At 70.1% G+C, this 23,328-nt stretch carries 24 protein-coding genes; 11 read left to right on the top strand and 13 right to left on the bottom strand.

What is annotated here, in order from left to right:
* Positions 1-25 precede the first annotated feature (25 nt).
* The 5 genes from PU630_RS11015 to PU630_RS11035 form a co-directional block, all read right to left on the bottom strand.
* Complete coding sequence (locus tag PU630_RS11015; protein ID WP_275277116.1) at positions 26-277, bottom strand: YlxR family protein; 252 nt, start codon at positions 275-277, stop codon at positions 26-28.
* Between the two features lie 9 nt (positions 278-286).
* The gene (gene nusA / locus PU630_RS11020) at positions 287-1,276 is read right to left on the bottom strand and encodes a transcription termination factor NusA (RefSeq protein ID WP_275277117.1); all 990 of its coding nucleotides are present in this window, start codon (positions 1,274-1,276) and stop codon (positions 287-289) included.
* Between the two features lie 97 nt (positions 1,277-1,373).
* Complete coding sequence (locus PU630_RS11025) at positions 1,374-3,206, bottom strand: lipase family protein (RefSeq protein ID WP_275277118.1); 1,833 nt, start codon at positions 3,204-3,206, stop codon at positions 1,374-1,376.
* A 49-nt stretch (positions 3,207-3,255) separates the two neighbouring features.
* Positions 3,256-4,314: an LOG family protein gene (locus PU630_RS11030; protein WP_275277119.1), complete on the bottom strand. Its 1,059-nt coding sequence runs from the start codon at positions 4,312-4,314 to the stop codon at positions 3,256-3,258.
* Positions 4,315-4,342: 28 nt separating this feature from the next.
* Positions 4,343-6,103 (bottom strand): proline--tRNA ligase, encoded by a 1,761-nt coding sequence (locus tag PU630_RS11035; protein WP_275280084.1) that lies wholly within the window; start codon positions 6,101-6,103, stop codon positions 4,343-4,345.
* 60 nt (positions 6,104-6,163) lie between these two features.
* Here PU630_RS11035 and PU630_RS11040 point away from each other — a divergent pair, with 60 nt between their 5' ends.
* Genes PU630_RS11040 through PU630_RS11050 form a run of 3 tightly spaced genes read left to right on the top strand, consistent with a single transcriptional unit; the run spans position 6,164 to position 9,083 of the window.
* Positions 6,164-7,600 (top strand): RNB domain-containing ribonuclease, encoded by a 1,437-nt coding sequence (locus PU630_RS11040; protein ID WP_275277120.1) that lies wholly within the window; start codon positions 6,164-6,166, stop codon positions 7,598-7,600.
* Positions 7,597-8,190, top strand: coding sequence for a pyroglutamyl-peptidase I (locus PU630_RS11045; protein WP_275277121.1), 594 nt, complete (start codon positions 7,597-7,599; stop codon positions 8,188-8,190). The genes PU630_RS11040 and PU630_RS11045 overlap by 4 nt, the downstream gene beginning before the upstream one ends.
* On the top strand, positions 8,190-9,083 hold the full coding sequence (locus PU630_RS11050) for a phosphotransferase (protein ID WP_275277122.1): 894 nt from the start codon (positions 8,190-8,192) through the stop codon (positions 9,081-9,083). Before PU630_RS11045 ends, PU630_RS11050 begins: the two co-directional genes overlap by 1 nt.
* Before the next feature lie 5 nt (positions 9,084-9,088).
* Here the strand turns inward: PU630_RS11050 and PU630_RS11055 are convergent, their stop codons facing one another.
* From PU630_RS11055 to galU, 3 genes are all read right to left on the bottom strand, one after another.
* On the bottom strand, positions 9,089-10,069 hold the full coding sequence (locus PU630_RS11055; protein ID WP_275277123.1) for a large exoprotein: 981 nt from the start codon (positions 10,067-10,069) through the stop codon (positions 9,089-9,091).
* Positions 10,070-10,144: 75 nt separating this feature from the next.
* Complete coding sequence (locus PU630_RS11060; protein ID WP_275277124.1) at positions 10,145-10,774, bottom strand: GNAT family N-acetyltransferase; 630 nt, start codon at positions 10,772-10,774, stop codon at positions 10,145-10,147.
* Between the two features lie 18 nt (positions 10,775-10,792).
* The gene (gene galU, locus PU630_RS11065) at positions 10,793-11,677 is read right to left on the bottom strand and encodes a UTP--glucose-1-phosphate uridylyltransferase GalU (RefSeq protein ID WP_275277125.1); all 885 of its coding nucleotides are present in this window, start codon (positions 11,675-11,677) and stop codon (positions 10,793-10,795) included.
* A 32-nt stretch (positions 11,678-11,709) separates the two neighbouring features.
* On the opposite strand from galU, the gene PU630_RS11070 reads away from it, so the two are divergent.
* From PU630_RS11070 to mscL, 3 genes are read left to right on the top strand one after another with little or no spacing between them, the layout of a single operon-like run.
* Entirely contained in the window at positions 11,710-12,306 is a 597-nt protein-coding gene (locus PU630_RS11070) for a 5-formyltetrahydrofolate cyclo-ligase (protein ID WP_275277126.1), read from the top strand.
* Between the two features lie 12 nt (positions 12,307-12,318).
* A complete protein-coding gene (locus PU630_RS11075) occupies positions 12,319-12,591 on the top strand; it encodes an FmdB family zinc ribbon protein (RefSeq protein WP_275277127.1) in 273 nt (90 codons plus the stop codon).
* Positions 12,592-12,626: 35 nt separating this feature from the next.
* Positions 12,627-13,037 carry a large conductance mechanosensitive channel protein MscL gene (gene mscL / locus PU630_RS11080; protein ID WP_275277128.1) on the top strand — a complete coding sequence of 137 codons (411 nt, stop codon included), beginning with the start codon at positions 12,627-12,629 and terminating at the stop codon, positions 13,035-13,037.
* Here the strand turns inward: mscL and PU630_RS11085 are convergent.
* Together PU630_RS11085 and PU630_RS11090 are read right to left on the bottom strand one after the other, a co-directional pair.
* Positions 13,034-13,216 carry a hypothetical protein gene (locus tag PU630_RS11085; RefSeq protein WP_275277129.1) on the bottom strand — a complete coding sequence of 61 codons (183 nt, stop codon included), beginning with the start codon at positions 13,214-13,216 and terminating at the stop codon, positions 13,034-13,036. The genes mscL and PU630_RS11085 overlap by 4 nt on opposite strands.
* A complete protein-coding gene (locus tag PU630_RS11090) occupies positions 13,206-16,829 on the bottom strand; it encodes an AAA family ATPase (RefSeq protein WP_275280085.1) in 3,624 nt (1,207 codons plus the stop codon). The genes PU630_RS11085 and PU630_RS11090 overlap by 11 nt, the downstream gene beginning before the upstream one ends.
* Before the next feature lie 285 nt (positions 16,830-17,114).
* On the opposite strand from PU630_RS11090, the gene PU630_RS11095 reads away from it, so the two are divergent.
* The 3 genes from PU630_RS11095 (at position 17,115) to PU630_RS11105 (ending at position 19,115) form a co-directional block, all read left to right on the top strand.
* Entirely contained in the window at positions 17,115-17,633 is a 519-nt protein-coding gene (locus PU630_RS11095; RefSeq protein WP_275277130.1) for a methylated-DNA--[protein]-cysteine S-methyltransferase, read from the top strand.
* Between the two features lie 469 nt (positions 17,634-18,102).
* Complete coding sequence (locus PU630_RS11100) at positions 18,103-18,750, top strand: helix-turn-helix transcriptional regulator (RefSeq protein ID WP_343075841.1); 648 nt, start codon at positions 18,103-18,105, stop codon at positions 18,748-18,750.
* 32 nt (positions 18,751-18,782) lie between these two features.
* Positions 18,783-19,115, top strand: coding sequence for a histone-like nucleoid-structuring protein Lsr2 (locus tag PU630_RS11105; protein WP_275277132.1), 333 nt, complete (start codon positions 18,783-18,785; stop codon positions 19,113-19,115).
* Here the strand turns inward: PU630_RS11105 and PU630_RS11110 are convergent, their stop codons facing one another.
* A complete protein-coding gene (locus PU630_RS11110; RefSeq protein ID WP_275277133.1) occupies positions 19,116-20,132 on the bottom strand; it encodes a putative FMN-dependent luciferase-like monooxygenase in 1,017 nt (338 codons plus the stop codon).
* 171 nt (positions 20,133-20,303) lie between these two features.
* Between PU630_RS11110 and cysK the strand changes: the two genes are divergently transcribed.
* Positions 20,304-21,242 (top strand): cysteine synthase A, encoded by a 939-nt coding sequence (gene cysK, locus PU630_RS11115; protein ID WP_275277134.1) that lies wholly within the window; start codon positions 20,304-20,306, stop codon positions 21,240-21,242.
* 1 nt (position 21,243) lies between these two features.
* The gene (gene epsC, locus PU630_RS11120; protein ID WP_275277135.1) at positions 21,244-21,813 is read left to right on the top strand and encodes a serine O-acetyltransferase EpsC; all 570 of its coding nucleotides are present in this window, start codon (positions 21,244-21,246) and stop codon (positions 21,811-21,813) included.
* On the opposite strand, the gene PU630_RS11125 is transcribed toward epsC, so the two are convergent.
* Both PU630_RS11125 and prfA read right to left on the bottom strand, forming a co-directional pair.
* The gene (locus PU630_RS11125) at positions 21,810-22,208 is read right to left on the bottom strand and encodes a phage holin family protein (protein ID WP_275277136.1); all 399 of its coding nucleotides are present in this window, start codon (positions 22,206-22,208) and stop codon (positions 21,810-21,812) included. The two genes, epsC and PU630_RS11125, sit on opposite strands and share 4 nt — an antisense overlap.
* A 35-nt stretch (positions 22,209-22,243) precedes the next feature.
* Positions 22,244-23,323, bottom strand: coding sequence for a peptide chain release factor 1 (gene prfA / locus PU630_RS11130; RefSeq protein ID WP_275280086.1), 1,080 nt, complete (start codon positions 23,321-23,323; stop codon positions 22,244-22,246).
* Between the last annotated feature and the right edge of the window lie 5 nt (positions 23,324-23,328).

Consider the following 23,328-nt stretch of genomic DNA (forward strand, 5'->3'; position numbering starts at 1 on the left):
CCGTTCACTTTGTTTCCATAGCCGTTCAGCCTTTTCGCTGCAGATGCTCTTCAATGGTCTGCGTGTCAAGCGCACCTGACACACGCAATGCGCGTACGAACGCCCGTCGCCGCAGTGCGGCCCGTAGGCATTCACCCGTGTCGTGAACCCAGGCGCCCCGCCCGGGCATCGACGCGCGTTCGTCGAGGACGAGGCGGGAATCGATGGCCACCACTCGAAGGAGGGCGGACCGGGAGGAACGCCGTCGGCACCCGACGCACGTTCGTACGGGGTCCATCTTACCCTGTCACGCGCCTTCGAGAATCGAGTCCGGCTGGATGTCGATCTTCGCACCGGTCAGTTTCGCTGCCAGCCGGGCATTCTGCCCCTCCTTGCCGATCGCCAGCGACAGCTGGTAGTCGGGCACGAGGGCGCGGACGGCCTTGGTCGTGGCATCCAGGATGAAACTCGACGTCACCTTCGCCGGCGACAGCGCGTTCGCGACGAACTTCGCCAGCTCGGGGTCGTAGTCGACGATGTCGATCTTCTCCCCGCCCAGTTCGTCGGTGACCGCGCGCACCCGGCGTCCCAGTTCGCCGATGCAGGCGCCCTTCGCATTCACCGCCGGTTCATTGGCCTTCACCGCGATCTTCGTGCGGTGCCCGGCCTCACGGGCGAGCGAGATGATCTCGACGACACCACTGGCGATCTCGGGGACCTCGAGCGCGAACAGCTTGCGGACAAGGCCCGGGTGCGTGCGCGAGACCGTGATCGACGGACCCTTGGTGCCCTTCGACACGCTCGTCACGTACACGCGCAGGCGCGCACCGTGCGCGTAGTCCTCGCCCGGCACCTGCTCTTCGGGCGGCAGGATCGCCTCGACGGTACCGAGGTCGACGTGCACCATACGGGGGTTCGGCCCCTGCTGGACGACGCCCGCGACGATGTCGCCCTCCTTGCCACGGAACTCACCGAGCACCGCGTCGTCGGCGATGTCGCGCAGCCGCTGGCTGATCACCTGCTTGGCGGCGAACGCCGCGATGCGTCCGAAGTCTTCGGGGGTGCTCTCTTCCTCGCCGATGACGGCGCCCTCGTCATTGAGCAAAGGCATGAACACCGCCACGTGACCGGTCTTGCGGTCAAGCTGCGCCCGCGCGCCGTCCGGCAGCGTGCCGGTGGCGGACGTGTGCTTGGCATAGGCGGTCAGGATCGCCTGTTCGATGATGTGCACGAGCTCATCGAAGGGGATCTCCTTCTCCCGCTCGACCGTTCGCAGCAGTCCCAGGTCGATATCCATCGCGGCCTCCCTCTTCAGCTTTCGCAGGCGCGCACACGCGCCGGCATCCCTACAACGTTACCGGATGCCGCGTCCGCCCAATCTGTGAGGATGCCCGTCAGCCGCAGCGCGACGCGGGAGCGCCCCGGTGCGCGAACAGTCCGCCGGTCCAGTCCAGCAGCTTCGACAGCGCCTGCGAGGAGGGCTGGAGGATGTCCTGGTGGTGAGTGACCGGATACTCCACCCAATCGACGTCGTTGCCCGCCTCGCACAGGCGCTTCACATACGCCACCTGCTGACTGGTCGGGATGACCTCGTCGTCGGCCCCCCACTGGATCAGCAGCGGCGTCGTCCAGGTGCCCATGGCGGTGTTCTGCCCCAGGCGCCGGCCGAGGTTGCCGGCGGTCAGATCTCCGATGTACAACGTCTGATGCTCGGAGATGCCCAGGGCCGCCAGCACCGACACCATCAGCGCCGGTTCGCTGGGACACCGCTGCGCGAGCTCGCGGACGATGGCGCGCGTGCCCGGTGAGACGTAGTCGGCCAAGCGCACATCGGGGTACGTCTCGGAGTACGGAACCAGCACCCAGGCGGTGAGCACGGTCAGCTCGGGGCTCGCGAACCCGGCGGTCAGGTCGCGGGCCAGAGCGAGCGGGTCGCCCGCCGGCGCGAGTGCCGCCGTCCCGAGCACGTTGAGGTCAGGGGTGTACTTCTTCGCGACGCGGCTCGCCCACAGTGCGGCGTGACCGCCCTGGGAATGGCCCCAGACGACGACGTCATCGGAGGCCCAGACATGCGGCAGCTTCTCGGCGGCCACGACCGCATCGAGCGCCGATCGCGCCTCACCCTGGCCGATGAGGTAGGGGAAGACACCCGGCGTGCCCTGCCCGGCGTAGTCGGGCGCGACGACCATCCAGCCGTGCGCGATAGCGGTGTCCAGCCCCGGGATCGCCCATTTGGTGGCGGCACTGTCGGTGAGGCTCGGCGCGCAGCCGCGCGCGACGCCGGTGGTGCCGTGATTCCAGAGGACGACCGGGTGCGGCGTGAGCTGGATCTCCTCCTCGGGGACGATGACCAGTGCGCTGGCGGCGAGCGGCTGCCCATGTGCGTCGGTGGTCGAGTAGAGGATGCGCGTCACCGTCGCCCCGGGCGGGATAGTGCCTCCGTACGCCGACGTGCGGATCAGCTCGCCATGTCCCGACGGCAGCGTGGCAGGCGGGTCGTAGAACGCGTCGACCACGGGTGCGCCGTCCTCGAGCCAGCCGTTGAGGAACCAGCCACCCGCCGTTGTCAGCACGAGCAGCAGTGACAGCGCGTAGCGACCGGCATCGACCGCGCGCGGATGCGGACGCCGGGCCGGCAGCGGCCGTCCGCCGCGGTCGGGCCGGCTGCGCAGCAGCACGATGCCGCGCACGAGCAGGGTCGCCCCGAACACCAGGGTGCGCACGCCGAACACCACCGCGACCACCAGGACCGTGACATCCGGCCAGGTCAACGACAGGATGCCGAACACCACCTGCGCGCCGCCCCACACCGCCGAGAGCACGCGCTGGCTGGCCCGCAGCGGCTCCCCCGAAGTGGTCGGGATCAGGGCGTCGCCCACTGCGGCGACGCCGCTGACCAGCAGCAGGATCGCCAGCACCGTCGGCAGCACGTTCAGGCTCGAACCGAGCCAGACGAGCACGAGGATCCCCGCGACGATCCACACGATCGCGAAGATGCGCGTCCACCACGCCGGTGACCGGTGCCGGGAGACGAGCTCGACCACCCCGGAGATGACCGCGCTGGCGCCGACGTACACGCCGAGCAGGACGAGCGAGGTGAGCGGCCGGGTGATGATCAGCACGCCGAGGATCGTCACCACCGCGCCGACGACGATCAAGGCGCGCGGCGGCGCCTGTGAGACGAGGCCGGGCAGGGCGCTCCACCGCCGAGTACCGCGATCCGTCATCGTGCCATGATAGGTCGGCCCGGCCGAGGCACCGCCGACGGGGCCGTCCTCAGTCGTCGACGTCGTCGCCGTCCTCGACCCAGTCGTTCACCGCCCCGATGAGCCGGTAAAGATCGCCGACCTCGAACGCGTTGTAGTGCATCACGAGACGCGGCAACTCGAGCCGATCGCCGTCGTGCTGCTCGTCGCGCAGGGGCCCGGTGCGCTCGATCTCACCCTGCGTGAGCAGGGGTGCGAAGCGCTCGTTGAGCTCGGCCAGCTGCGCGTCGGTCGGCGCCGTGCGGATGCGCAGCACGAGGCGCTCGCGCACCCACCGCAACGAGTCGTAGTTGCGCCAGAAGCCGAGGATATGGGCGATGGCCGCAGGCACGGAGTCGGTCACCAGCACGCGGTCGAAGTCGTCGGCGTTGATGACGCCGGCCGGCACGAGGTGCTGGTCGACGAACCGGCGCAGCCCGCCCCAGAACGTGCCGCCCGGCTCGTCGAGCAGCACCATCGGCATCGGCTCGGCCTTGCCGGTCTGCTGGAGCGTGAGCAGCTCGAACATCTCGTCCATCGTGCCGAAGCCGCCGGGCAGGCAGATGAAACCGTGCGACTCCTTCATGAGCATGAGCTTGCGCGTGAAGAAGTACTTCATCGAGACGACGTTCTCGCTGTCGGCCAGCAGCGCGTTGGGCTTCTCCTCGAACGGCAGCCGGATCGACACGCCGATCGATCGGTCGGTTCCGGCGCCCTCGGCCCCCGCCTGCATGATGCCCGGACCGGCTCCGGTGACGACCATCCATCCGTGCTCGGAGAGGATGTGCGCGGCCCGGCGCGCCTGCCGGTACAGCGGATCGTCGGGCTTGGTGCGGGCCGAGCCGAACACCGTCACCTTGGAGACTGCCCGGTAGGGCGCGAACAGCGAGAACGCCGAGCGCATCTCGGTGAGTGCCGCCGAGGTGATCTTCAGATCGAGCCGATCGGTGTCGTCCATGCCGAGACCGACACCGGTGGCCAGGATCCGGGCGACCAGGTCTTCGTGCTCATCGATGCCCGCGGCATCCAGCGCCCGCCTCAGTGCTTCGGTGACCTCGCTCGGCAGCATGTTCGGGGAAGAATCAGCCATGCCTCCACCTTCGCATGCGCCGAAGGCGTCAGCGCTCCTCGACGAGCCGCGCGACTGCGTCGGCGGCCGGCAGCGTCTCACGTTCGCCGGTGCGCCGGTTCCACAGCTCGACTTCGCCTGCCGCCGCGCCGCGACCTGCCACGAGCACGCGCGGCACGCCGATGAGCTCGGCGTCACCGAACTTCACCCCGGGCGAGGTCTTCGGACGATCGTCGTACAGCACGTCGAACCCGGCACCCTCGAGCTCGGCCGAGAGCTTCTCGGCCAGATCGAACGCCGCGCTGTCTTTGCCGGTGGCCACCACATGCACGTCGAACGGCGCGACCGACGCGGGCCAGATGAGCCCGCGGTCGTCGTTGTTCAGCTCGGCGATGATCGCGAGGATGCGGGTCACGCCGATGCCGTACGAGCCCATCGTGACGGTGACCTGCTTGCCGTTCTCATCGAGCACCTTCAGTCCCAGCGCCTCGGCGTACTTGCGCCCGAGCTGGAAGACGTGGCCGATCTCCATGCCGCGCGCCAGATGCACGGGACCGGAGCCGTCGGGGGCCGGGTCGCCGCCGCGCACGCTGGCGACCTCGACGAATCCGTCGCCGACGAAATCGCGGCCCGCCACGAGCGAGTGCACGTGCTTCTGGTCGATGTTGGCACCCGTGATCCAGCGCGTGCCGTCGACGACGCGAGGATCGAGCAGGTACCGGATGCCGGTGGCCGACTCCTCGCCGAGGACGGGCCCGGTCGGGGACCAGGGTCCGATGTAGCCCTTGACCAGGCCGGGGTGCTTCGCGAAGTCCTCGGGCGTGGCCGCCTCGACCTCCGCCGGCGCGAACGCCACCTCGGCGCGCTTGTCGTCGACGTCGCGGTCGCCGGGGATGCCCACGACCACGAGCTCGCGGGTCCCGTCCAGGTGGGTGAGCGCGAGCACGACGTTCTTCAGCGTGTCGGCGGCGGTGTAGTCGCCGTCGAGCACCGCGTTGCTGTGCGCGACGAGCGTGTCGATGGTGGGCGTGTTCGGCGAGTCGAAGATCTCGGCCGCCGGTGCGTCGTCGAACGGCACGGCGTCGGGCACGACGGTCGTGAACGCCTCGACGTTGGCGGCGTAGCCGCCGTCCGAGCGCACGAAGGTGTCTTCGCCGACCGCCGTGGGGTGCAGGAACTCCTCGCTGCGCGAGCCGCCCATGGCCCCGGCATCCGCCTTCACGATCACGTACTCCAGGCCGAGGCGCTGGAAGATGCGCTCGTACGCATCGCGCTGCGCGAAGTACGAGGAGTCGAGCCCCTCGTCGGTGTAGTCGAACGAGTACGCGTCTTTCATCGTGAACTCGCGGCCGCGCAGCAGGCCCGCACGCGGACGGGCCTCGTCACGGTACTTGTCCTGGATCTGGTAGATCGTCAGCGGCAGGTCCTTGTACGACGAGTACAGGTCCTTCACCAGCAGCGTGAAAGCCTCTTCGTGCGTGGGCGCGAGCAGATAGTCGCCGCCCTTGCGGTCGTGCAGGCGGAACAGCAGGTCGCCGTACTCGTTCCACCGGCCGGTGGCCTCGTACGGGTCGCGGGGCATGAGCGCCGGAAAGTGCACCTCTTGGGCACCGGCGGCTTCCATCTCCTCGCGGACGATCCGTTCGATCTTCGCCTTCACGCGCAGGCCGAGCGGCAGCCACGCGAACACGCCGGCCGCCTGCCGCCGGATGTAACCGGCGCGCACGAGCAGCTTGTGACTGGCGACCTCCGCCTCGGCGGGGTCTTCCCTCAGTGTGCGGACGAAGAACTTCGAGAGACGGGTGACCACGATCATCCAGTCTAGAGGGGTGGATGCCGCGGTTCCGGGCGCGCCCCGTACACTGACCACGTGCCCGGTCGTCACCCCCATCTGGTGTCCGCCGCGGCCGGGGACGCCCTGGCCGCTTCGCTGAAGGCGCTGCGCGCCGAACTCGAACTGCCCGACGGCTTCGCGCCGGAGGTCCTGACCGAAGCCGATGCGGCCGCCCGCGACGTGCGCGCCGAACCGGGGCCGGAGCTGCCCGACCTGCGCGAGATCGAGTTCCTCACGATCGACCCCGAGGGGTCCCGCGATCTCGACCAGGCGCTGCACCTGCAGCGGACGGCGACCGGCGGCATCCTGCACTACGCCATCGCCGATGTGCCCGCGTTCGTGCGCCCGACCGGCGCGATCGACGCCGAGGCGCGCGAGCGCGGCGAGACGCTGTACGCGGTGGACGGGCGCATCCCGCTGCACCCGCCGGTGCTCAGCGAGGGCGCGGCATCGCTGCTGGAGGGGCAGGACCGTCTCGCCTTCGTGTGGCGGTTCGAGCTCGACGAGCGCGCCGAACCGGTCGCGACCTCGCTGCGGCGAGCCGTGATCCGTTCCCGGCGGCAGTGGACGTACACCCAGGCGCAGCGCGCTATCGATGACGGATCAGGTCCCGAGTCTCTGAAGAACCTGCCGTGGTTCGGGCAGCAGCGTTCGCAGCGCGAGAGCGAACGCGGAGGCGCGAGCCTTAACGCACCCGAGATCGAGGTCACGCCCGTCGACGGCACATACCGGCTGGAGCGGCGCCGCACCCTGCCGGTCGAGGATTCGAACGCGCACGTCTCGCTGCTGACCGGCATGGCGGCCGCGCGCATCATGCTCGACGGCGGTGTCGGCATCCTGCGCACGATGCCGTCCGCCGACCCCGACGACGTCGCGGCCTTCCGGGCGCAGACCGTCGCACTGGGACTGCCGTGGCCCGAAGACGTCACCTACGGCGAGTACCTGCGCGGCCTGCACGGCGACGACGCGGCGACGCTGGCGGTGCAGGACGCCGCGGCGAGCCTGTTCCGTGGCGCCGGATACACCGCGTTCGACGGGCAGCTGCCCGACGACACCCTGCAGTCGGCCATCGCCGCCCCGTACGCGCACACCACCGCTCCCCTGCGCCGGCTCGTCGACCGGTGGTCGCTCGTCGTGTGCGACGCGCTGGCGAACGGCCGCGAGGTTCCGACCTGGGCACGCGAGAGCCTGCACGAGCTGCCCAAGCTCATGGGCCGGGCCGGTCAGCGCGCCGCGCGTCTCGACAACGCGACCGTCGATCGGGTCGAGGCGGCCGTGCTCACCGGGTACGAGAACAAGGTGTTCACCGGCGTGGTGCTCGGCCACCGCGGCGACGGCGCACGCGTGCAGCTGACCGGTCCGCTGGTCTCGGTGAACGTGCCGGGGCTGGATGCCGCAGCCGGCGCCACCGTGCAGCTGCGCCTCACGCGCTCCGACATCGCGAACGGCCAGATCGATCTGGTGCCGGCGTGAGCGGGGTGCTGCTGACCGGGTTCGAACCGTTCGCCGACGATCCGGTCAACCCTTCCGGCGATGCCGTACGCCTCGCCGCCGAGCTGTGGCAGGGGCCGGAACAGCTCGTGACCGCCGTGCTGCCGGTGACGTTCGCCGATGCCGCCGTCCGCCTGCGCGCGTTGATCGCGGAGCACGACCCCGAGGTCGTGCTCGCGACGGGGGTGGCGGGCGGCCGCGCCACCGTGAGCATCGAGCGGGTCGCAGTGAACCTCATCGACGCCCGCATCCCCGACAACGCCGGCATGCAGCCCGTCGACGTGCCGAGCGTGCCCGGCGGTCCGCCTGCATGGTTCGCGACCGTGCCGGTGAAGGCGATCGCGAGCGCGGTCACCGCGGCCGGCATCCCGTCCTCCCTCTCGATGTCGGCGGGCACCTACGTGTGCAACCACGTCTTCGCGAACGCCGTGGACGCCGCCCGGCGCGCCGGCTTCATCCATGTGCCGTGGGGCGCCGGGCAGGCATCGCACGGCGAGCCCGAGCTGCCGCTGGCCGACCTTGCGCGCGCCTTCGTCATCGCCGCGCGCACCGCCATGGCTCCGCTGGCCTGATGGCCCGCATGCCCGCCGCCGAGGTCGACGTGACGCTCGAGCTCGTCGCCCGCCTGCTGGTGGCGCAGCACCCCGACCTCGCGGGGCATCCGATCTCGATCGCGGCGCACGGGTGGGACAACGTCATGGCCCGGCTCGGCGACGACCTGGCCGTGCGAGTACCCCGTCGCGAAATGGCCGCCGTACTCGTCGAGCACGAGCAGCTCGTGCTGCCGCGACTCGCCCCGCGGCTGCCGGTGGCGGTCCCGGTGCCCGTGCGTGTGGGGCGACCCACGGAGTTCTACCCGTGGTCGTGGTCGGTCGTGCCCTGGCTGCCCGGCGAGCCGGCGTTTCGTCAGCAGTCGGCAGACCGCGACCGCTGGGCCGCCGACCTCGCCGATACGCTCGCGGCTCTCCACACACCCGCCGATGGGGATGCGCCGCGCAACCCGGTGCGCGGCGAGCCGCTGGCCGAGCGCGCTGACATCACCCGTGCGCGCATCGACAGCGCCGATCCGACCGGCCGGCTGCGCGCACGGTACGACGCGGATGCGGCCGCGCCGCGGCATCCCGGCCGCGCGCTGTGGGTCCACGGCGACCCGCATCCGCTCAACATGCTGTCCGACGCGACCGGCCTGCGCGCGCTCATCGATTTCGGCGACGTGACCGCGGGCGACCCGGCGACCGATCTGGCGACCGCCTGGCTGACCTTCACGCCGGTCGGCCGCGCAGCCTTCATAGCGCGCTACACCGCGGCCGCGGGCACGGACGTCGCGGTGGACGAGGCACTGTGGGCCCGGGCACGCGCCTGGGCGGCCCGCATCACCTCAGCGCTGCTCACCGGCAGCGACGATCATCCCGAGCTCGCCGCCCTCGGCCGCTTCGCCCGCGAGCAGGTGCTCGCCGACGGTTGAGTCGCTCAGCTGGCGCGGCTGGCCAGCAGGGCGCGCACGTGGGCCTCTATCTCGGCGTCGTCGACACGGCCCATACGCGCGAGCCGTGCGCTGTCGAGCTCGGGCGGGCGCTGCTGCTCCGCGCGTTCGACGAGCGCCTCGTCGAGAGCCGCCTGGCGCAGCTGCTCGCGCTCGGCAGCAGCGGCCAGCACAGCGGCCGCACGCGATCCCTGCGAGGCGGTGAGCGGTCGCGGCAGCTCACGCGGCTGCCAGGCGCGCTCGTCGGCCAGGGAGATGTCCTGCGGTTCCTGCACGACGCGGCGCGGTGCCGTCGGCACCGCCACGGGCTGCTGCCGGGGGGCCGACCGGGCTGTGACCCGGGCCATCTGCGCGAGCAGCAGGGCGCACACCACGACGACGGCACCACCGATCCACACGGGGGCGGCGGTGCCGCCCGTCAGCAGCAGAAAGACGCCCCATCCGGTGGCGCCGAGGCCGAGGCATCCCGTCACCGTCACACTCAGCCGGGCACGACGGCGCGCACGCGCGCGGCGCACCGCGGGAAGACGCCGGGCAGCACCGGTTTCGGCGCGGGCACGCTGCTCGGCGGCGACGCGCTCGGCATCGGCACGCTCGCGGTCGATGCGAGCCTGCTCGAGCTGCACCTTCCGGCGCGCCAGCTCCGCCTGCTCGCGCTCGGCGAGGGTGCGACGCTCGATCTCATCGCGCTCGGACTGCGCCCTGCGCGCGAGCACCTCGCGCTCGGCCTGCGCCTTTCGCGCCAGCTTCTGCTGCGCGAGCGCCGTGCGCGCATTCAGCTCCACCCGCACTTCGTCGGGCGTCTCACTCGTCTCGGCCAGCACCCGAAGCGCCTGATTCAGCCGCACAGCGTTGCGCTGCGCAGCGTCGAACTGATGCCGGCTGTACCAGCTCGGCAACAGATACACCAGCCACAGCACCACCGCCACCAAGACGATGATCCCCCCACCCAACACCTGCCCACCCATGTTGACCACGGTAAGCGACGCCGCGCCCGGTACCCCGACACCCGGGCGCGTGTCGGATGAGCGATAGTGCCGGCCTCAGGCGGGCAACCGGTCGGCGGGAGGGATGGATGCCGCGTCGCGCGGCGCGTGCCCCGACACCCATCGGCCCAGCACGCCTTCGGGCGCGTCCTCGCGGGTCACTGCGAACGCATAGTGATCACGCCAGTCGCCGTCGATGTGGATGAAGCGACGGCGCAATCCCTCGTACCGGAATCCGAGCTTCTCGACGACCCGCAGGCTCGCCTTGTTCTCGGGACGGATGCAGATCTCCATCCGGTGCAGCCGCAGGTCGCGAAAGCAGATATCGGTCGCGAGCGCCACGGCGGTCGGCGTGATGTCGCGGCCCGCGAACCTCTCGCTCACCCAGTACCCGATCGTCGCCGACGCGAGCGAGCCGCGAGAGATCCCCCACACGTTGAGCTGCCCGGCCACCTCGCCCTCCCACTCCATGACGAAGGGCACACCGCTGCCGTCGCGGTACTGCTGCAGCAGCCGGCGGATGCCCAAGCGCATGTCGAGCGAGACCGGGCCGTCGGGACTCGTGGCCTCCCAGGGCCGCAGCCACGCACGGTTCGAGAGCAGCTCCTGCTGCAGCACGCGCGCGTCCTTCTGGCGGATCAGCCGGATCGACACCGGCCCATGACGCTGCGGATCAGTGAGGTCCATGTCGCTCCTCCCGACCGCTTACAGCGACTGTGCGAACCCCTTGACCCACGGCCGGAGCTCCGGCCCGAGGTCCTCTCGGTCGACGGCCAGCTGAAGGATGGCCTTGATGTAGTCCACCTTATCGCCGGTGTCGTAACGACGCCCGCGGAACACGACACCGTACACGCCGGCATCGGGGTCGCCCGCGAGCTCCTGGAGCGCGTCGGTGAGCTGGATCTCGCCGCCCTTGCCGGGCTCGGTGCGCTCGAGGATCTCGAAGACGTCCGGTGAGAGCACGTACCGGCCGATCACGGCGAGGTTCGAGGGGGCGTCCTCAGCCGAGGGCTTCTCGACCAGGCCGGTCACGCGCACCACATCGGTCTCGTCGGTCGGCTCGACCGCGGCCGCGCCGTACAGGTGGATCTGCGACGGGTCGACCTCCATCAGCGCGATGACCGTGGCACCGCGGCGGTCGTACTCCTCGAGCATCTTGGGCAGCAGCGGGTCGCGCTCGTCGATGAGGTCGTCGCCCAGCAGCACCGCGAAGGGGTGGTCGCCCACGTGCGCCTTCGCACGCGCGACCGCGTGGCCGAGCCCGCGCGGCTCGCCCTGACGCAGGATGTGGATGTCGGCGAGCTCGTTGGACTCCTGCACCTTCGCAAGCTTGGCGTCGTCGCCCTTGCGCTTGAGAGTGTCTTCGAGCTCGGGCACCGAGTCAAAATGGTTCGCGATGTTGTTCTTGTTGCGTCCGACGATGATCAGGACGTCCTCGATCCCGCTGGACACCGCCTCTTCGACGACGTACTGGATAGCGGGTTTGTCGACGACCGGCAGCATCTCCTTCGGCATCGCCTTGGTCGCAGGGAGGAAGCGGGTACCCAGACCCGCTGCAGGGATGACGGCCTTGAAGGGCTTATGTGACATGGCTCTCATGTTAGCGACCGTAGAATCGGTGCATGGCCGACCCGATCGATGACGCGAAGCGCGCCCTGCGCGCCGAGCTGCGCGAACGACGCCAGCTGCTCACCGAGGCGGCGAGGCGGGATGCCGCAGCCGGTCTCGCCGCCCAGCTCGAGGCTCTCGTCGACCACTTCGGGGCGAGGTCTGTGTCGTGCTACCTGTCGGCGCGCGCCGAACCCGAGACCCGGCCGTTCCTGAACGCGGCCACCTCCCGCGGCATCCGGGTCCTGCTCCCGATCACCCGCGTCGACGGCCTGCTCGACTGGGTCGTCGCCGACCCCGACGCGGACGTCACCGAGGGCGTCCTGGGAATCCCGGAGCCGGTCGGCGAACTGCTCGGCCCCATCGCCGTCAACGACGTCGACCTCATGATCATCCCGGCGGCGGCCGTCGACCGCACCGGGATGCGCCTGGGCTGGGGTCGCGGCTACTTCGACAAGACCATCGGGTCCATCCAGAACTGCCCGCCGGTGTACGCCGTCATCTATGACACCGAGCTGCTCGACGAGGTCCCGCGCGATCTGCACGATCAGCCCGTCACCGGCGTGGTCACCCCCACGCGCACCATCACCCTCGCGCCCGAGGGACGCTGAATCCGGAGAACAATGCCCACCTACGCCTATGCCTGCAAGAACTGCGGTCACCGCTTCGACGCCGTCCAGTCGTTCGCCGACGCCGCGCTGACCGAATGCCCCGAGTGCGGCGGTGCGCTGCGCAAACAGTACGGGTCGATCGGCGTCACCTTCAACGGCTCGGGCTTCTACCGCACCGACTCGCGGAAGGCGACCGCCTCCGGCGATTCGGGTGGCGCTTCGGCGCCGTCTTCGACATCATCGTCTTCGGAGACAAAAGCCTCCCCCGCAGCCGCGGGCTCGTGACCGACGCACGTCGGCGAACATCCGGGGGGACCGACATGATCAAAGGCTTCAGAGAGTTCATCGCCCACGGCAACGTCATCGACCTTGCCGTCGCGGTCGTCATCGGCGCCGCCTTCAGCGCGGTCGTCACGGCGATCGTGGAGAGCATCATCAATCCGCTGATCTCGCTGTTCTGGAAGGCCGATGACAACGGCAACATCGGTTTCACCCTCCATGGGCTGCACGGGGATGTCGTCTTCCCCGTCGGCAACCTGATCACGGCGCTGATCAGCTTCCTCGCCATCGCCGTCGTCGTCTATTTCGTTTTCGTCTACCCGATGAACCGCTACAAGGAGCACCGCGCGGCCAAGCTCGCCGAGGGCGTCACCGAAGAGCCCGAGGCACTGCCCAGCGAGCAGGAGCTGCTCGTGCAGATCCGCGATCTGCTGGAGAAGCAGAAGAGCTAGTAGTGCGGCGGCTTCTCGCGCCGCATCCTCTCATCATTCGGACCGGTCTCGGCCTCGAGGTCTCCCTCGTCGGCCGGGACCGGTTCTTCACGTGTGCCCGGAGCCGGCGTCAGCCGGGCGCGACGTGAACCCGGCACGTGCACCACGTGCTGCCGCTCGCGCGGATCGTCAGTCGACATCGATGGGCTGGGTCTCGGCGTCGGCGCGCGGTGTCTCCGGGTCGACACCGAGGATTCCGGCGATGCGAATGGCGACCGCCGCCGGGTCGCTGTAGAGGTCGAACGAGTGCACGCGCACATAATGCCACCCGAGCCGGCGCAGCACCTGCGGACGCAGCCGCAGCGCCTCGCGCAGAGAGCCCGACGCGGCCTCGGGGTCGGACTCGGCGACCACGGCCTTGCCGTTGTACTGCGCGACCAGGGGCAGCAGCCCCCGGTAGTGCACGTCGACCGAGACGCCCAGGCGCCGCAGCTCGCGGGCAAGGGCCAGGGTGAGCGGGTCGGCGAGGTCTTCGAGACGTGCCTCGCGGGCACGCGCGGCGATGCCGCCCAATACCGTCATGAGGGTGGATGCCCCGTGCTCGAGCCTTCCCTCGTCGAACGCCGACGGGCGGATGCACGACACGATGACCATCGACCGGCGCGCCCGGGTCATGCCGACCGTGAGCAGCCGCTCACCGTCCGGGGTGGACAGGTCGCCGAAGTCGGTGAGCACGCGTCCATGTCGGGTCAAGCCGAAGCCCAGCGAGAAGACGACGCGGTCGCGGCTCTCGGCGACAGACTCCTCCAGGGTCAGGACGGCGAAGGGCTCTGCGGTGTCTCGGGAGAGGAAATCGGCGACGTCCGCACGGCCGGCGAACGCGGCATCCACCGCCGCACGAACCCGCTCGGCGTGCTTGGCACTCGCGGTGACGACCATGAGCGATTCGCCACCGCGATTGACGGCATGCTCGACCACGAGCGTGACGACCCGGGCGACCTCGGCGTCCGGGCTCTCGACCGCGCCGGTCTGCGGGTCGGGGACGCCCATGCCACCCTCGACGTAGTCGACCGTCAGACTCCCCCGTCCGAGGTACGAGCCGGCCCAGGGCAACGAGACCAGCTCACCGCCGTAGAAAGCGTCGTTGACGAGCTCGGCCAGGTCTTCGCCGCCCGCACGGTAGCTGCGCGTCAGCGTCTCGACCGGCACGAGCTCGGCAAGACGCTCGAAGACGCTCACGGTGTCGAACGGTTCGTCCTCGTCGTCACCCTCCCGCTCCACGGGGGCGCGGCCCGCAGCGACGCGGAACGGCGTCGGCTGCTGTGTCACGGGGTCGCCGAAGGCCACCACCTGGCGCGCCCGCCGCAGGGCCGGCGCCGCCTCGGCGAGGTTGGCAGCCCCCGCGTCCGCGATCAGCACGGTGTCGAAGGCGAGGTCGTCGGGGATCTGCGACACGTCGTAGGGCGACGCGATCCAGGCCGGCGCAAGGGTCTCTGACAGCGTCGGTGCGATGGTCAGCAGGCCCGCCGCGGTGATCTCACCGGCCTTCAACGCACGCTTGAGGCGTTCGGCCTCGTCGGCGTGGTCCACCAGGCCGATGCGCCACTGCGCTGCGAGGCGTGCGGCCAGAAGCGGACCGGATGCCGCGACGTGCGCCTCGTCGACGAGCCGGAAGTCGCGCTCCAATCGATCGACCACGCTCGTGTTCGCGCCCAGCAGCGCCCGGTCGGTGCGCAGCAGGTGCTCGAGCGCCGACTGCCACCAGGCGAACTCGAGCTCGGCACGCACCTGTTCCTCGGCCACGTGGCGCACGCTCAGCTCGAGCAGGAGCGGTTCGAGGCCCATCTGAGCCAGCTCTGTGCGCAGCGTGGCGCGCTCGACGAGGTTCTCGAAGTACGCGGAGTCGGCCGCGAGTCCGCCGAGCGACCGGATGAGAGCCTGCACCGGCTGCGCCGCCAGCGGTTCGCTACGGCCGAGGATCTCGTCGAGCCGCTCGAGACCGACCTGCGTGCGCTCCCAGAGTGCCGCGACCTCTCCGATGCCGACCGGCACCTCGGGGCCCGCGACGGCCTGGTCGGCGAACGACTCCCACTCGCTGCGCTGGCGCTGAATGCGCACGAGCGCGTCGTGCATGTCGGTGACGTGCACGCCGGGACGCACGTACTCCCGCGCAAGCCGACGGAGGCGGCGCCGGTCGGCGCCCTTGAGGTTCGGCGCATCACGCCGCGGCGCGTGCGCCTGAATGAGCTCGGTCAGCGGACGTTCGAACACCGTCGCACTGAACTTGTCGAGAGAGTCGCGGACGCCCTGCAGCAGTCGCAGGTACGTGCCCAGCTCCGTGATCGTGCGGAAGGGCCGCATTCGGGTCTTGGCGACCAGCTCGTACCCGCGCTCGAGCAGGGCGGGCACGTCTTCACGATGCAGGGTGCGTGCCAGCGCGTGGGCGTCGCGCGCGGCAGCCGTCGTGGGGAACGTCACGCCGTACCACGGCGAATCGTCGGGACCGAAGCGGAACTCGCCCAGCTGTGCCGCCGCGACGAGCTTGTCGGCCGCCGTGCGACGTGCGTCCTTCAGCCGTTGCAGCGTCGCCGCATCGAAGCGCGCCCGGGTCGTCGGCGGTTCGTTCACCGCGGCGAGCGCGGTCAGCTCCCGCGCGATGTCGAGCGCGGAGACGCCCAGCTCGGGGCGGATCGAGGTCAGCGCGCCACGGTAATCGCGCAACACGGTGCGCAGACGCACCAGCGCGTCGTCGACCTCGGCGTTCTTCGGGGCGGACGCCTTCTCATTGCGGCCGATCGCGCGGATGAGGTCGCGCCGCAGGTGCGCCGGCGATGCGGCGAGCCCGTCGAGACCGATGCCCGACAGACGATGACGCACGCCCTCGAGGGTCGAGCGGCGCGCGCTGACCACGAGCACCTTCTTGCCATCGTCGATGAGCGCGCCGAGCGCGTTGATGACGGTCTGGGTGCCGCCCGTTCCGGGCAGCGTGTGCACGACGAGGGACTGCCCGTCGACGATCCGCGCCAGGACGTGCTCCTGTTCGGCGTCCGCGTCCAGCAGGAAGGTGTCGGATGCCGGGGGTCGTTCATCGGGGTCGGTGACCGGCGGCGCGTCCCGGCGCAGCGACAGCAGCTCGCGGTCGTCCTCATGCCCGGCGAGGGCGTTCAGCAGCGGATGGTCGAGTCGGCGCAGGTCACGCGCCTGCCGCGCCCCGACATCGGCGAACGTGGAGATCACCAGTCGGGGGCGCACGCTGAACGACGGGATGTGCGCGGTGAGCTGCCGCAGGTGATCGATGACCGGCTGCGGCTTGAACACGCCGCCCGAGGTTGCCAGAGCCGCCAGCTGCGTGCCGTCGATCTCGACGCCGAATCGGTCGCGCAGCTGTCGCACGAGCTCGGGGTTGATCGTGAAGGTGCCGTGCAGCTTGAGCTCGAAGTCGGTGTGGTGCCGGCGAATGGCGGTCGGGCGCAGCAGGACCGGCGCGACGAAGCTCTCGTCCCCGAGCTCCCAGGCGGCCAGCCCCACCGCGAGTCGGACGGCGTCCAGTCCGCGCGAGGTGAGCAGCTCGACGCTCTTGGAGGCGATCTGGGCGGCGGCCAGCCGCGCGGTGCGCAGCGCGACCTCGTCGCGGAAGAGATTGGACAACAGCGTCGATCGCCCCGTGATGAACTGCGGGAGGCTGCCCGGGTGCGCTTTGGTGATCTCGATCAGGGGGTCGCGTCCGTCGCTGAACTGCACCAATGTCGAGCGACCGCCCAGGCGCGCGGCCTGCGCGCGAATGCGCTCCCGCTCCGGCTCTGCCACGTGCATGACGGTCACCCCCGGTTCCGCGAGTCTGAGGGACCCCGGGGTCACCGGTGTCGGGGCCACGTCGTCTTCCGTGCCGACCACCGCACGTCCCTCACCTCGCCACACAGGAACACCCTAAGCGGCTCGGCCCGGCGCAAGCGGCATCCAGCCCCGAGTTTCGCGCTATTGCGCCTGAGACACGCGCGGTGATCGGCGGTTCCTCCACAGGCGGGGGTCCGTGACGAGTTCTCCACCGATCGGCCGCCACGACTCCCGCGCGGCCTCGCGCCTGACCAGGATGGAGACATGACCGAAGCCACCTTCACCGTTCACCCCTCCCCCGTGGGCGACGTCCTCCTGGTGACGACTGCCGCGGGCCTGGTCTCGATGCATGTCCTGCACGGCAGCGAGCGCGACGTCGACGAACAGCTCGCGGCCCTCACCGTCCTGTTGCACACAGTGCCGGGCCGTGACGACAGCGACGCCGATGACGTACGCCGCCAACTCGACGAGTACTTCGAGCATCGCCGCACGGCATTCGACCTCACGCTCGACTGGCGCCTGGTCCGCGGGTTCTCCCGCGACGCGCTCGAAGCCGTCTGCCGCATCCCCTATGCACAGACGGCGGGGTACGGCGAGGTGGCGGTGACGGCCGGCATCCCGCGGGCGGCCCGCGCCGTCGGCAACGCCTGCGCACGCACACCGTTCTCGATCGTCGTTCCGGTGCACAGGGTCGTCCGCGCCGACGGATCGATCGGCGGCTACGGGGGGCGCGCGGAGGTGAAGCGCTACCTCCTCGAACACGAACGGGCCGCGGGCGAGTAGGCCGCCCGCGGCCCGTGTCGACGCGACATCGATGAAAGGACGACAGGAGAACAGAGACGAAATACCCGAGCAGGAATGCCACCGACGACGCAAGAAGAAACTGCGCTGCCTCTTCTTCCATTCTCGGAACACTCCGAATTCTGAACAGCGACATCATCGGTATCTCCGGTGTGGCCGGCGAACGCCCATCATCGCGTGACAGGCGCGTAGTAAGGTTGACGCTACGAAAAATCCGCCCACCCTCGTCTCCCCCGGAAGTAGGTCGTGCGTGAGAGCGTCCGCCGCCGACTCCGATACTGATCTCATCGCGCGAGCCGTCTCGGATCTCACGCGGCGCACACGGTTTCCGGTCGCGTTCGGCGGAATGCTGCGCGATGGCGCCGTGCACGTGAGCGCGGTGTCGGGGGCGCGCACACGGCACCTCGAAACACTCATCGTCGAGTCGGGCCGCGGGCTCGGCGGGCGTGCCGTGCTCGAGACGCGACCACGGCTGGCTCTGGACTACCGCACGGCCAAGAGCATCACGCACGATTACGACCGGATGGTGCTCGGCGAGGGCATCGCCACCCTGTTCGCTGTGCCGATCGTGGTGGCAGGCACCCCGCGCGGCGTGCTGTACTGCGGTTCCTGGGGCCAGGCTCCGGGCGCCGAAGTGGCAGCGCGCCCCGCGGTGGCCGTGGCCGATGCGGTGGCCGACGAGCTGCGCATCCGCGACGAGGTCGAGCGCCGCCTGTCCCGTGCGCGCCTCGAGCCGGCCGCCGAAGCGATGCCGGCCGTGGCGCGCGAACAGCTTCGTGAGACGTATGCCGAATTGCGGCGTATCGCGGCCGATGTGCGCGACGCCGGAATACGGGAAAGGCTCACGCGATTGCACGAGAAGCTGGCACCGGCTTCTCCGGCCGATTTCGAGATCGGTATGAATGCCTCGCTCTCTCCACGGGAAACAGATGTGCTCGCGTGTGCGGCATTGGGATCGACGAATGCACAGATCGGGGTGGCACTGGGCTTGAAAGAGACGACCGTCAAGTCGTATCTCGCTTCGGCGATGTCGAAATTGGATGCCTCAACCCGCCATTCTGCGGTCGCCAAAGCACGACGCGCCGGAATTCTGCCTTAGCGAAAAGCTCAAAGCACGAATAGGCTGAATTCATGGCTCGAAAAATCGTTCATCAGCTCGTCGACGACATCGACGGAACCGTCCTCGGACCCGGCGAGGGTCAGACCGTTCTCTTCTCGCTCGGAGGCGTCGGCTATGAGATCGATCTGACCGACGACAACGCCGACGCACTGCGCGAGCTGTTCGCACCCTACGTGTCGGCCGCCCGCACGGTCTCGGGCCGCCGCCGCTCGTCGGGCAAGTCCTCCGCGGGACGTCGCGACCTCGCGGCCGTCCGCGCGTGGGCGCGCGACAACGGACATCAGGTCTCCGACCGCGGCCGGATACCGGCCACCGTGCTCGACGCGTACGACGCCGCGCACTGATCACGCCGCGGCGAACCTGCTGCGCTGCCAGCCCAGCGCGGGCGCGATCTCGTTCGCGATGAGGTGGATGGACCGCAGCACCAGCTCGTGCGGTGGATCCACGGGGTGCGCCTGGAACACGATGTCGGTGGCTTCGGCCAGCACGGAGTCGGCGGTCAGTGCGTGCACGAGGTCGGCGGGCGTGCCCACGTGCACGTCCAGCAACGCCAGAGCCTCGGCCGTGGACACGCCCTCCGGCACGGCGATGCCGGCGCGCGCGGCCAGCGGCACCGCGCGTTCCAGCGCGCGCTCGGCGAGCGCACGGGCCGTGATGCGGTCGTCGGTCGCGAAGACCGTACGTGATGCGAACACCCGCGGCGTGACATGCGGCGGGAGCGCATCCAGGTAGGCCCGCACTATCGGCGACTGCGCGTCGGCGAGCGTTCCGGCCTCGCGAGGCTGCGTACGCGAGAGCATCAGCCCGTGCCCGACCGCCCCGATCCGCGCGGCGCCCTCCCGGGAGAACGTGGCCTCCCACAGCGCGGCGCCGAGCTCGGGCGCGGCCGGGTAGAGCGCCGCGCCCTCTGCGGTCAGCGGACGACCGGCCAGGGCATCGCTCAGGCGGCGTAGATGCTCTGCGTAGACCGTCCGCCGGGTCGCGGCATCCCTCCCGAACGCGGCGAAGGAGGCATCCGGCTGCCCGCTCCCCAGGCCCAGCTCGAGCCGGCCGCCTGACAACCGGGCGAGCACCGCGGCGTCCTCGGCCACCCGCACGGGATCTTCCAGCGGAAGCGCGACGACCCCGGTGCCCAGCACGATGCGCTCCGTGTACGCGCTCGCGTACGCGAGGAGCACGAACGGCGAGGGCAGTCCGCCCTCCTCCCGGTCGAAATGGTGCTGGGCGACCCACGCGGTGTCGAAGCCGGCGCGCTCTGCGGCCACGATCTGCTCGACGGCGAAGCGGAAGCGGTCTGCGGCAGTGGCCTCTTCGAGAACACGGGTGAAGAAACCGAGTCGCGGGCGGACTGATCGGGGCATGTGCGGACTCCTCTTCGACGTCCTCCGACGGTAGAGCGCAGGAGAGCGCCTCGGGGCACGGGTGACCACGTGTGACATCCGGTGACGCTTTGTGACGCCCACCGACCCGCGGGCCGTAGGCTGAGCACGACCGCAGAATGCACAACCGCCGACGACCCGAAAGGCACCTCCATGCCCGGAATCCACGCTGACATCACCACGACGTTCGGTGAGACGCCGCTCGTGCGGCTGAACCGTGTGACGGAGGGGGTGGACGCCGAGGTCCTCGCCAAGCTCGAGTTCTTCAACCCCGGCTCCAGCGTGAAGGACCGCCTGGGCATCGCTCTGGTCAACGCGGCGGAGGCCTCGGGCGAACTGAAGCCGGGCGGCACGATCGTGGAGTCCACGAGCGGCAACACGGGCATCGCGCTCGCGATGGTCGGTGCCGCGCGCGGCTACAAGGTGATCATCACGATGCCGGCGTCGTTGTCGAAGGAGCGCCGTTATCTGCTGCGCGCCCTGGGTGCTGAGCTCGTCCTCACCGACCCGTACAAGGGCATGACGGGCGCGATCGCCGTCGCTGAAGAGATCGTCGCCAAGACGCCCGGCGCGATCCTCGCGAAGCAGTTCGAGAATCCGGCGAACGCCGAGATCCACCGCACCACGACCGCCGAGGAGATCTGGCGCGACACCGAGGGCGACGTCGACATCTTCGTCGCGGGCGTCGGCACGGGCGGCACCATCACCGGCGTCGGCCAGGTGCTCAAGGAGCGCAAGCCCGACGTGAAGGTCATCGCCGTCGAGCCCTCCGACTCGCCGCTGCTGGCCGAGGGCCACGCGGGCCCCGCCAAGATCCAGGGCATCGGCCCCAACTTCGTGCCGCCTGTGCTCGACACCTCGATCTACGACGAGGTCATCGGCGTCGGTTTCGACGACGCCCTGGCCACCTCGCGCGCGCTCGCTGCCCAGGAAGGCATCCTCTGCGGAATGTCGGCGGGAGCCGCCACGTGGGCGGCGCTGCAGGTCGCCGCACGTCCCGAGAACGCCGGCAAGAAGATCGTCGTCATCATCCCCGACACCGGGGAGCGCTACCTGACCACGGCGCTGTTCGCGGACGTGCGCGAAGGCTGAGATGGGCACCTGGGGACGGATTCGAGAGGATGTCGCAGCCGCGCGGCTGCGCGACCCGGCTGCGCGCGGTTCGTTCGAGATCGCTCTCCTGTACCCCGGCCTGCACGCCATCTGGGCTCATCGCGTCTGGCACGCGCTGTGGCGCCGCCGGCTGCGGCTGCTCGCACGCGCCGGCTCACAGCTGACCCGGTGGCTCACCGGCATCGAGATCCATCCGGGTGCGACGATCGGGCGTCGGTTCTTCATCGACCACGGGATGGGCGTGGTGATCGGCGAGACCGCCGAGGTCGGCGACGACGTCATGCTCTACCACGGCGTCACGCTCGGCGGCCGTCAGCGGGAGGGCGGCAAGCGGCATCCCACCCTCGGTGACGGCGTCGCCGTCGGCGCCGGTGCCAAGGTGCTGGGTGCGATCACGATCGGCGCGGGCTCGGTCATCGGCGCGAACGCCGTCGTCACCAAGGACGCCCCGGCCGACAGCATCCTCGTCGGCATCCCGGCCAAGCCACGCCCGCGGGTACCCGGCGAAGACACCCGCTCGCTGCTGGCGGCGCCGGAGTACTACATCTAGGCGCGGCTCGCCCGCACCTTCTTCTTGACGAGGAGCATCGGCAGCAGGAGTGTCGCCAGTGCCGTCACGGCCCAGACGATCACGGGTGCGAGCACCCAGGCCAGCGCGCCCGTGATGCGCAGGCCGCCGATCGGCAGCAGCACGACGATGAGCAACGCGATGAGCGTGGAGACGATGCCGATACCGCCCAGCAGCGCCGGCGCGTAACGCTTCGCCATGCGTGCTATCCACGGCGCCAGGACGCTCTGCAGAATCGCGAAGATCACCACGCAGAGCACGAAGCCCCACCAGTCGTGCCACCCGATCGTGAAGTCGGGCAGGATGAGATCGGCCACCACGAGCCCGAGCGCCGCGGACAGCAGAAAGATGAGCGCGCGCAGCAGGAACATGATCATGCTCCGACCCTAGCGGCGCGGCGGCGCGGCGGCGATCAGGCGTCGCCGGCGAGGGCGGCCAGTCGGGCCTCTTCGTCGGCCGTGATGCACGACTCGATCACGGGGCCCAGGGCGCCGTCCATGACCTGGTCGAGGTTGTACGACTTGTATCCGGTGCGGTGATCGGCGATGCGGTTCTCGGGGAAGTTGTAGGTGCGGATCCGTTCGGACCGGTCCATCCCGCGAATCTGCGAATGACGGGCGTCGGATGCCGCAGCAGCCAGCTCCTCCTGCTGACGCGCGAGCAGCCGGGCGCGCAGGACGCGCATTCCCGCCTCCCGGTTCTGCAGCTGGCTCTTCTCGTTCTGCATCGAGACGACGATGCCGGTCGGCACGTGCGTGATGCGCACGGCCGAGTCGGTCGTGTTCACCGACTGCCCGCCGGGCCCGGAGGACCGGTAGACGTCGATCTTCAGGTCGTTGGGGTTGATCTCGATCTCGTCGGGCTCATCCACTTCGGGAAAGACCAGCACGCCGGTCGTCGAGGTGTGGATGCGTCCCTGCGACTCGGTGGCGGGCACGCGCTGCACGCGGTGCACACCGCCCTCGTACTTCAGGTGGGCCCACACGCCCTGCGCCGGGTCGGTCGACGACCCCTTGATGGCCACCTGGACGTCCTTGTAGCCGCCCAGATCGGACTCATTGCGCTCGAGCAGTTCGGTCTTCCATCCCTGCGAGGCCGCGTACTGAAGGTACATACGCAGCAGGTCGGCGGCGAACAGCGCCGACTCGGCACCGCCCTCCCCCGCCTTGATCTCCATGATGACGTCGCGGGCGTCGTCGGGATCGCGCGGGATGAGCAGCCGCCGCAGCTTCTCTTCTGCTGCGGCGAGCTGCTCCTCGAGCGCCGGGACCTCCTCGGCGAAGGCCTCGTCTTCCTTCGCGAGTTCGCGTGCCGCATCGAGATCGTCGGATGCCGCGATCCACGCGTCGTGCGCGGCCACGATCTTCGACAGCTCGGCGTACCGGCGGTTCACACGCTTGGCGCGCGCCGCATCGGCATGCACCGCCGGATCGGAGAGCTCGACCTGGACGGCCTTGTGCTCTTCGACCAGTGCTTTGACGGAGTCGAACATCGCGG

Origin of the sequence: Microbacterium horticulturae, assembly GCF_029094505.1 — a bacterium.
Taxonomy (GTDB): Bacteria; Actinomycetota; Actinomycetes; order Actinomycetales; family Microbacteriaceae; genus Microbacterium; species Microbacterium horticulturae.

Excerpts from the sequence above, each read along its gene's own strand:
- nusA (WP_275277117.1), bottom strand. The coding sequence starts at position 1,276 with ATGGATATCGACCTGGGACTGCTGCGAACGGTCGAGCGGGAGAAGGAG.
- PU630_RS11085 (WP_275277129.1), bottom strand. The coding sequence starts at position 13,216 with ATGTCGACTGACGATCCGCGCGAGCGGCAGCACGTGGTGCACGTGCCG.
- prfA (WP_275280086.1), bottom strand. The coding sequence starts at position 23,323 with ATGTTCGACTCCGTCAAAGCACTGGTCGAAGAGCACAAGGCCGTCCAG.
- PU630_RS11030 (WP_275277119.1), bottom strand. The coding sequence starts at position 4,314 with ATGGCTGATTCTTCCCCGAACATGCTGCCGAGCGAGGTCACCGAAGCA.
- PU630_RS11110 (WP_275277133.1), bottom strand. The coding sequence starts at position 20,132 with ATGCCCCGATCAGTCCGCCCGCGACTCGGTTTCTTCACCCGTGTTCTC.
- mscL (WP_275277128.1), top strand. The coding sequence starts at position 12,627 with ATGATCAAAGGCTTCAGAGAGTTCATCGCCCACGGCAACGTCATCGAC.
- PU630_RS11050 (WP_275277122.1), top strand. The coding sequence starts at position 8,190 with ATGGCCCGCATGCCCGCCGCCGAGGTCGACGTGACGCTCGAGCTCGTC.
- PU630_RS11090 (WP_275280085.1), bottom strand. The coding sequence starts at position 16,829 with ATGCACGTGGCAGAGCCGGAGCGGGAGCGCATTCGCGCGCAGGCCGCG.
- cysK (WP_275277134.1), top strand. The coding sequence starts at position 20,304 with ATGCCCGGAATCCACGCTGACATCACCACGACGTTCGGTGAGACGCCG.
- PU630_RS11105 (WP_275277132.1), top strand. The coding sequence starts at position 18,783 with ATGGCTCGAAAAATCGTTCATCAGCTCGTCGACGACATCGACGGAACC.
- PU630_RS11070 (WP_275277126.1), top strand. The coding sequence starts at position 11,710 with ATGGCCGACCCGATCGATGACGCGAAGCGCGCCCTGCGCGCCGAGCTG.
- PU630_RS11095 (WP_275277130.1), top strand. The coding sequence starts at position 17,115 with ATGACCGAAGCCACCTTCACCGTTCACCCCTCCCCCGTGGGCGACGTC.
- PU630_RS11055 (WP_275277123.1), bottom strand. The coding sequence starts at position 10,069 with ATGGGTGGGCAGGTGTTGGGTGGGGGGATCATCGTCTTGGTGGCGGTG.
- PU630_RS11025 (WP_275277118.1), bottom strand. The coding sequence starts at position 3,206 with ATGACGGATCGCGGTACTCGGCGGTGGAGCGCCCTGCCCGGCCTCGTC.
- PU630_RS11075 (WP_275277127.1), top strand. The coding sequence starts at position 12,319 with ATGCCCACCTACGCCTATGCCTGCAAGAACTGCGGTCACCGCTTCGAC.
- galU (WP_275277125.1), bottom strand. The coding sequence starts at position 11,677 with ATGTCACATAAGCCCTTCAAGGCCGTCATCCCTGCAGCGGGTCTGGGT.
- PU630_RS11060 (WP_275277124.1), bottom strand. The coding sequence starts at position 10,774 with ATGGACCTCACTGATCCGCAGCGTCATGGGCCGGTGTCGATCCGGCTG.
- PU630_RS11015 (WP_275277116.1), bottom strand. The coding sequence starts at position 277 with ATGGACCCCGTACGAACGTGCGTCGGGTGCCGACGGCGTTCCTCCCGG.
- epsC (WP_275277135.1), top strand. The coding sequence starts at position 21,244 with ATGGGCACCTGGGGACGGATTCGAGAGGATGTCGCAGCCGCGCGGCTG.
- PU630_RS11125 (WP_275277136.1), bottom strand. The coding sequence starts at position 22,208 with ATGATCATGTTCCTGCTGCGCGCGCTCATCTTTCTGCTGTCCGCGGCG.